General features: G+C 48.2%; 4 protein-coding genes. 1 reads left to right on the top strand and 3 read right to left on the bottom strand.

The annotated features are described in order from the left end of the window. On the bottom strand, window positions 1-548 hold a 548-nt coding region (folP, locus tag QVO39_RS05760), incomplete at its 3' end, for a dihydropteroate synthase (protein WP_288171831.1). A gap of 260 nt (window positions 549-808) precedes the next feature. On the opposite strand from folP, the gene QVO39_RS05755 reads away from it, so the two are divergent. Then, window positions 809-3,454 carry a carboxypeptidase-like regulatory domain-containing protein gene (locus tag QVO39_RS05755; protein WP_021903391.1) on the top strand — a complete coding sequence of 882 codons (2,646 nt, stop codon included), beginning with the start codon at window positions 809-811 and terminating at the stop codon, window positions 3,452-3,454. A 411-nt stretch (window positions 3,455-3,865) separates the two neighbouring features. On the opposite strand, the gene ppdK is transcribed toward QVO39_RS05755, so the two are convergent. Together ppdK and QVO39_RS05745 are read right to left on the bottom strand one after the other, a co-directional pair. Further along, the gene (ppdK, locus tag QVO39_RS05750) at window positions 3,866-6,595 is read right to left on the bottom strand and encodes a pyruvate, phosphate dikinase (RefSeq protein WP_021903390.1); all 2,730 of its coding nucleotides are present in this window, start codon (window positions 6,593-6,595) and stop codon (window positions 3,866-3,868) included. Between the two features lie 63 nt (window positions 6,596-6,658). After that, window positions 6,659-9,046, bottom strand: a complete 2,388-nt coding sequence (locus QVO39_RS05745; RefSeq protein WP_021903389.1) for a transglycosylase domain-containing protein — start codon at window positions 9,044-9,046, stop codon at window positions 6,659-6,661. Window positions 9,047-9,126 lie beyond the last annotated feature (80 nt).

Raw genomic sequence — 9,126 nt, 5'->3', positions numbered from 1 at the left:
AGCTCCCTCAGCTTCTCGATCGTCACCAGTAGCTCCTCAATCACCCCATCGGCCACACGCCCCTTGTACTCACAGAGGCTCTGCATCGTCTTGGGCGTACCCCGCATATGCATCAGCACATAAGGTACCTGTAGCTCCGCCACCGTCTGCAGCATCAGTGGGTCAATACGCCCACCCGAAACATCATTAATCACATCTGCCCCACCCTCTTCTACCGACTTACGTGCCACCGAAGCGGTAAAGGTATCGACACTCACTGGCAGATCAGGGTACTCCTTCTTCAGTATATCCAATACCTCCTTCACCCGTCGCCACTCCTCCTCCTCAGAGACCTCCGCAGCATCAGGCCTAGAGCTGTACCCCCCCACATCAATCATCTTACCCCCTTGGGCAATGATCTCCTCAATCCGTTGGTGTATATTTCGTTCACCCTCAATGCGACTTCCGGCATAAAATGAATCGGGTGTATGATTGAGGATACCTATGATCATAGGCTCCTCCGTAAGGTTATATGGCCGACCCTTAAAGGTCATCACTACATCTGGCATAGCTTCACTCCTTTCCACTAATTAATATCTACCTACAAAAGTAAATAAAACTAACTACTCCACCAAGCTACCGAATAGCAAGTGTTATCTGTCTACTCCTTCAACGTGTGGGCAATAACAGCCTTTTCTGAGATATGTAACGAAATCTTAATTTACAATATCACCAATCTACATTGTTTTAGGTAACTTTGCAATTGAATTAGATTGACCATTGTAGATTATTATTTGAGACAACAATTTATAAACTAAAAAGCAAACTTATGAAACAGTTTTATAGGCTTATAATGCTTTCGCTTTTACTAGGCTTTACCTGTGCATCCTCTTGGGCACAGAAGACCTATACAGGCGTAGTAGTGGATGGTGATACACATGAGCCTCTTATTGGTGCTGTGGTGGTAGACAGCAAAGATTCGTCTAAAGGTACCACAACCAACATGGATGGTAAATTCACTATCTCCCTTACAGGAAATGGTACACTGGAAGTAAACTACCTGGGCTACTTGAGTACAACTGTTAAGTACAGTGCCTCTGGGAAGAGTTCGTTAGGCACTATTTCAATCTTCCAAGACAATACTCAGCTAGGGGAAGTACTAGTTGTGGGTAAAGGAGTAATTGATGTGGCTAATCGTGTAACACCTATCGCATCAACTATCGTCAAGGCTTCTGAAATTCAGATGAAAGCGGTAGGTAATGTAGAGTTCCCTGAAGCCCTAAAAAACACCCCTAACGTCTATGTAGCCAACCAAGCTGGTGGCTTTGGAGACAGCAAGATGTTTATGCGTGGATTTGATCAGTCCAACACCGCATTCCTTTTGAATGGACAGCCCATCAACGGTATGGAGGATGGCAAAATGTACTGGTCCAATTGGGCTGGCATCTCGGATATTGCCAATGCCATTGATGTACAACGTGGCTTAGGGTCTTCAAAACTAGCTATTTCCTCAGTCGGTGGTACGATCAATATCGTTACTAAGGCTACCGACCTTGAAAGAGGCGGATTTGTTCGTTTCATCGGTGGTTATGGTAAGTATTTCAAAGGCACAGCAGCATACAACACAGGTTTGTTAAGCAATGGCTGGGGTGTCTCAGTACTTATTGACCATTGGCAAGGTGAGCGCAAATGGAATGATGGCACACAAGGAAGTGGTCAAAACTATTTCCTCTCTATAGGTAAGAAAGCTGGAGACCACATGTTTAACTTCCTTATTTTTGGGGCTCCTCAGTGGCACAACCAGCATTTCTCTCTTAAGCAAGAGCTATATGACCAGTACGGATACAAGTACAATAAGAACTGGGGTTACTACAATGGAAAAGTCCTGAGCGAGCGCAAAAACTACTATCACAAGCCAGTAATGAACCTCAACTGGGACTGGAACATCAGTAAGAAACAATCTCTATCCACCGTGCTGTATGCATCATTTGGTCGTGGTGGTGGAACGGGAGCCTACGGAAATGGTCCTGATTACATTAAAGATGCCAATGGAAAAAAAGTTGGACGTGATGCTGATGGCCAAATCCGTTGGGACTTTATCGAAAACGAATGCAATAAATCAATTGCTGGTGGATACGGCAAAGGATATAATGGTACTGCCATTCGCTCCTCAGTTAATAACCACCACTGGTTTGGACTAGTATCCAACTACTCTTATGACAACCACGAGAACCTATCTGTAAATGTTGGAGCGGATCTCCGCTTTTATAAGGGAGACCACTTCCGTCAGCTTACAGAGCTATTTGGTCTCAAGGGTTGGAACGACGCCAAAGGGCGTAACAAATCATTACTAGATGCCAATGGTGCATATTTAATTACCAACACTTATAAAGCCGACCCATGGGCTTCACTCTTCAACTATGCACCTACCGAAGACCGCATTGGATACAATAGTAGCGAGTGGATCAACTACCAAGGCCTATTCGGTCAAGTAGAGTACCATAACGATTTATTCTCCTCTTTCTTACAAGCTGCTTTCTCTAATCAAAGCTATAGAGCATCCGAAAACTTCTTATTGCTCAATGAGAAGTCCGACGTAATCAATCGCTTTGGATTTAACATCAAGGGTGGTGCGTCTATTCTAGCTGGTGAAAATCACAAGTTCTTCGCAAATGCAGGGTATTATTCTCGCCAGCCATTTAAGGACAACATTTTTGAGTACTCCACCATTCGCCCTAGAGAGCAAAAGGTAGAGAATGAAAATATCCTAGGCCTTGAAGCAGGCTATTCAGCAAAGCTTCCAGGGTACACTACAATCAATCTCAATGTATACTATACCTCTTGGGCAAATAGATTCCTCGCCTTTGGCATGGACGATTATACCACACCCAATACTCATAAACTGCTACAGAGTGCTGGGTTTAGGCTTTCCAATGTAACGCAAATTCACAAGGGTGTAGAGCTTGATATACGCACTCACCCATTGACAGGGCTGATGCTTCGTGGTCACTTTACCTATGGCGATTGGAAGTATTCAGGGAAGACTCCTGTTGAGGTGATTGACAATGATTCTGGAAATTCTGTAGCTGATAAGTTTGAGATTGAGTTGGCTGGTACTAAGGTCGGAAGTGCACCACAGAGCACTTTAGGATTCGGTGCTGAGTACAAAGCTAAGGGATTTGTAATTTTTGCAGACTACAATCATTATCTCAACCTATATGGTGATGTAGACATTAAGAAGTTGGCTGAAGCAACAGTCAAGGGAAAAGAGTACAAATCTCAGAAGCTAGATAACTATGGACTACTTGACATGGGTGCTTCATACCGTTTTGCACTTACAGGAAAGCAAGGTATCCTTATCCGTGCAAATGTGTACAACGTGCTCAACAAGCGCTATGTAGCTAGCTTAGACAACTATGGACTTTACTATGGTCCTGGCACAACTTTCAATGCAAGTGTAACTTATGAATTTTAGTTACTAGACAAATTAATTGCATACAATATGATAAAGGGCGTACAAGTATTGACTTGTACGCCCTTTATCATATTGAGAATGCTGCAAGAAGTGCCAATCTTGAATCAGGCGACCAGATCTAGGGATAAGCCCCTAGAGCACCCGACAGGGAGCTCTCCCATCGGGTGACTTTATAGAAGAGATCTTTATCGGACAGGTCGGACGAGTCGGACAAACGATGCCACCGTCCGACTTGTCTGATCTGTCTGACCTGTCTGACTCGTCCGACTTGTCTGACCTGTCTGCCCTGTCCGACTTGTCCGATGAGGTACCTCATCCGATAAGGTACCCCGTCAGATAAGCCACAAAAAAGAGAGGGTGTACTAGCGACTAGGCTAGCACACCCTCTGGTATTGTATGGGGAGGAGTGAATTACTTCTTTTCCTCGATAGCTGCTTGAGCTGCTGCTACACGTGCGATTGGCACACGGAATGGAGAGCAAGATACGTAGTTGAGGCCTACTCTGTGGCAGAACTTCACGCTACTTGGCTCACCACCATGCTCGCCGCAGATACCTACCTTAAGGTTGGCATTAGTGCTGCGACCGAGCTTGGTACCATGCTGAACGAGCTGTCCTACACCCTCCTGATCGAGTACCTGGAATGGGTCAACTGGGAGAATCTTCTTTGCAAGATAATCTGGTAGGAAGCCATTGATATCGTCACGTGAGTAACCGAAGGTCATCTGGGTAAGGTCGTTGGTACCGAAGCTGAAGAACTGAGCGTGCTCAGCAATCTTATCAGCAATCAAGGTAGCACGTGGGATCTCAATCATGGTACCTACCTTGTACTCTACCTTTGCACCTTCCTCGGCGAAGAGCTTCTCTGCCGTCTCGTCGATGGTTTGGCGCTGTAGCTCCAGCTCCTTCACGGTACCTACTAGTGGCACCATAATCTCTGGCATTACGTTGATGCCCTCCTTCTGAAGCTCAATAGCTGCACCAAGGATAGCACGGGTCTGCATCACAGTGATCTCTGGGTAAGTATTGCCCAGACGGCAACCACGGTGACCGAGCATTGGGTTCACCTCGTGGAGGTTGTTGATACGTGCCTGTACCTGAGCGAGCGAAAGGCCAAGCTCATCGGCCATCTCCTTCACACCCTTCTCATCCTGTGGTAGGAACTCGTGTAGAGGTGGATCGAGCAGACGTACAGTCACTGGGTGACCGTCCATCACGCGGAAGATGCCTAGGAAGTCTTGCTTCTGTAGTGGCAATAGATCCTTCAACGCTGCTACACGACCCTCGGTATCAGAAGAGAGGATCATCTTACGCATCGCCTTGATCTTAGTGCCCTCGAAGAACATGTGCTCTGTACGGCAAAGACCGATACCAGTAGCACCGAAGTTGAGAGCTACCTCTGCATCGTGTGGAGTATCGGCATTGGTACGTACTTGTAGGCGTGCATACTTATCGGATAGCTCCATTAGGAATTGGAAGTCTGGATCGAGCTCTGCAGCCTTAGTAGGCACTTTACCCTCGTAGATCACACCGGTAGAACCATTGAGAGAGATATAGTCGCCCTCCTTATATACTCTACCATCTACGCTCACGGTACCAGCCTTGTAATCGATCTCTAGGCTACCTGCACCTGATACACAGCACTTACCCATACCACGAGCTACTACTGCAGCGTGGCTAGTCATACCACCCTTAGCGGTAAGGATACCCTCTGCTACCTGCATACCTGCGAGGTCCTCAGGAGAGGTCTCGTTGCGCACTAGGATCACACTATCGCCGTGCTCATTGTGCATACGTGCAGCATCCTCAGCGAAGAAGCAGATCTTACCTGAAGCAGCACCTGGAGAAGCTGGTAGACCACGAGAAATCTCTACTGCCTTTGCCTCTGCAGCCTTATCGAAAACTGGGTGAAGTAGCTCATCAAGCTTATTAGGATCGATACGCATCAGAGCCTGCTCTTCGGTAAGTGAACCCTCACGAAGTAGGTCCATAGCGATCTTCACCATTGCCTTACCGGTACGCTTTCCGTTACGAGTCTGGAGGATCCAAAGCTTACCATCCTGGATGGTGAACTCCATATCCTGCATATCGTGGTAGTGGTCCTCGAGCTTACGCTCAATATCCACTAGCTCCTTGTACATCTTTGGCATAGACTCCTCAAGAGATGGCATCTCATTAGCACGATACTCCTCAGTAACGTTGGCTAGCTTTGCCCAACGGAGAGAGCCCTCCTTGGTGATCTCTTGTGGGGTACGGATACCTGCCACTACGTCCTCACCCTGTGCATTGATTAGGTACTCACCATTGAATAGGTTTTCGCCCGTTGCAGAGTTACGTGTGAAGCAAACACCAGTTGCTGAATTATCGCCCATGTTACCGAATACCATCGCCTGTACGTTGACAGCGGTACCCCACTCCTCTGGGATGCTCTCCATACGACGGTAGATGATAGCACGCTCATTCATCCAAGAGCCAAACACGGCACCGATAGCACCCCAAAGCTGCTCACGAGCATCGGTTGGGAAGTCCTTACCAGTCTGTTCCTTCACTGCCTCACGGAAGCGAGTTACAAGCTCCTTAAGGTCTGCTACCTCTAGCTCATTATCAAGCTTTACACCCTTCTCTTGCTTCACCTCATCGATGATTCTCTCAAAGGGGTCAATCTCCTTCTTATCGGCTGGCTTCATGCCAAGCACTACGTCGCCATACATCTGGATGAAACGACGGTAAGAGTCCCAAGCGAAGCGCTCGTTGCCACTCTTCTTAGCAAGACCCTCTACAGCCTCGTCATTCAGACCAAGGTTGAGGATGGTATCCATCATACCTGGCATAGATGCAGGAGCACCGGAGCGTACAGAGACAAGTAGTGGGTTTTCATTGCTACCAAACTTAGCACCCATGATCTCCTCTACCTGCTTGATATTCTTCTCCAGCTCGTCGGTCATCTCCTTGCGAAGTGCCTCCTCACCGAGGTCGTAATACTCGTGACAAACGTCAGTAGTGATGGTGAATCCTGGAGGCACTGGCACTCCGATTAGATTCATCTCTGCTAGGTTGGCTCCCTTTCCGCCAAGTAGCATCCTCATGTCTGCCTTTCCCTCTGCGGCTCCATTGCCGAAGGAGTAAATTCTCTTCTTTGACATCTTTGAATTAAATATTAATTGGTTGATTAAAATAAATACATCTATATAGCCTCCAAAAGTCGCTTACTCAAAGAGCGGGTCGATTCCCTCCTCAATAGGCTCAAAGGTAGCAATCACCCTTCCATCCTTCGACTTACAAGGGTCGGCATACTCCTCTGGTATCACAAACTTAGCCTCGGGGTCGATGCCCAGCTCAGCTTTGCGCTTCTGAAGCTCTTTATCATTAAACACTCGCTTAAAAAACATCGCCACAATCGGCAACGACATATTGGCACCCTGACCTAGTCGGATACCATCAAAGTGGATGGAGCGATCCTCGCCACCTACCCAGCAACCAGCACTAATCCTTGGAGTGAAGCCCATAAACCACGCATCGGAGTGGTTTTGGCTCGTACCTGTCTTACCGCCCATATCGGCTTGCACGCCATACTTAAATCGGGTACGGCTACCAGTACCTCCGTTCATCACATTGCGAAGCATGTGGAGGGTCTTGTAGGCAGCATCGGGGGGCAATACCTCGCGAATATCGGGAGCAAACTCGCCGACTACATTGCCGTACTGGTCCTCAATCCGGGTGACATAGATAGGCACTGCCCTCATACCGGCATTGGCAAAGGTGCTAAAACCCGACACCATCTCTTCCACCGAGATATCTGGGCTACCGAGGCAAATCGCTGGCGTAGGATCGAGGTCGCCAGTCACTCCAAAGGAGTAGAGCAGGTCGACAAAGGTGACGGGCGACATCTGGCTCATCAGCCAGGCGGTCACCCAGTTGGAGGAGTTTTGCAACCCCCAATTGATGGTCACCACCTCCCCCACTCTGCTAGCACCGGCATTCTTAGGCGACCAGATCTGCCCTGTAGCGAGACGGATGTGCTGTGGCTCGTGCACCATCGTGGTACAAGGGGTAAAGCCCTCGCTCATTGCCATGGCAAAGAGGTATGGCTTCATCACCGAGCCCACCTGCCGACGCCCCTTGGTCGCCATATCGTACTGGAAGGTACCGAAGTCCACTCCGCCCACGTAGGCACGGACATGGCCCGTGCTGCTATCCATGGCCATAAAGCCCGACTGTAGGAATTTCTTGAGATAGAGGATAGAGTCGCGAGGCGTCATCACCGTATCACGGTAGATAGTAACATACTTTCCGCCCTCCTTGGCATAGTCGAATACCGTCATCTCTGTCGGCTCATCAAAGGTCTTGAGGATCTCCTGCTCGCTCAGCCCATCGGCTTTGAGGAAGCGATAACGGTCGCTATTCTTAATAGAGCGATGGATGATCTTCTCCCGATCCTCTGCTGAGATACTGCTAGAGAAGGGTGCATGGCTACGCCCCTTCTTCTCACGGTCAAAGGCAATCTGAATATCGCCTGCCAGGTGCTGCAGCATCACATCCTCGGCATACTCCTGCATACGGGAGTTGATGGTGGTGTAGACCTTTAGTCCATCAGTGTAGATATTGAACGAAGAGCCGTCCGACTTCTTATTCTTATGGCACCAACCGTAGAGAGGGTTACTCTCCCACTGAGCTACATCGCGCTTGTAATCTTCCTCTTGCCAACCGCGGTAGTCCTTTTTATCAGGCTTCTCAGCCATCATAATCCTACGCAGATACTCCCGGAAATAGGGAGCGATACCAGCTCTGTGGTTTTGTCGCTTAAAGACAAGGGTGAGTGGCAAAGCCTGTAGCTCGGTCATCTCCGCCTTCGTGATATAATTGGCCTTTTTCATCTGTCCCAGCACCACATCACGGCGTCCTTTAGCACGCTCCGGGTACCTCACGGGGTTGTAGTAGGATGGGTTCTTACACATACCCACTAGAGTGGCAGACTCCTCTGTTGTCAGCTCGCTCGGCAACTTATTGAAGTAGGTCTTAGCAGCAGAGTCGATGCCCACTGCTTGATAGAGGAAGTCAAACTTATTGAGGTAAAGCGTGATGATCTCTTCCTTAGAGTAGTAACGCTCTAGCTTAGCAGCGATCACCCACTCAATAGGCTTCTGCATCGCCCGCTCCATGAAGTTCTTGGCATTAGGCGAATAGAGCTGCTTTGCCAATTGCTGGATCAGGGTACTACCTCCGCCTGAACTCTTCTGTCGCAAGATCACCGTCTTGAAAAAGACACGAAAGAGGCCCCATGCATCAATTCCCGAGTGGTCTTCAAAGCGCTTATCCTCAGTTGCAATCAGTGCCTCCACCAATTCGGGGGAGAGCTCATCATAGGTGGTATAGATACGGTTATTGCCCTTCAATGCATAAGAGCCCATCACCACACCATCCTCCGAGATGAGCTGAGTGGCATACTTATCTATAGGGTTTTGTAGGTCCTCAATCGGTGGCATATAGCCAATCGCACCGCTAGCAATCAGCAGAAAAAGCGATGCGACGCCGATAACCATCGCCCCAAAATAAATCGCAAAACAACGAATATAATACCAGATCCCTCTCTTCATATATTGTCAAAGCTGTACCGCTTCACGCTCTCATCTTGTCTTAATTTATTATACCTTACAAAGTTACTACAAAAAAGTGA

The organism is Porphyromonas sp. CAG:1061 (assembly GCF_000435035.1).
GTDB classification, from domain to species: Bacteria; Bacteroidota; Bacteroidia; order Bacteroidales; family Porphyromonadaceae; genus Porphyromonas_A; species Porphyromonas_A somerae.
Note: the sequence above shows the minus strand (reverse complement) of the source record. Positions and strands in the feature narration are given on the sequence as shown.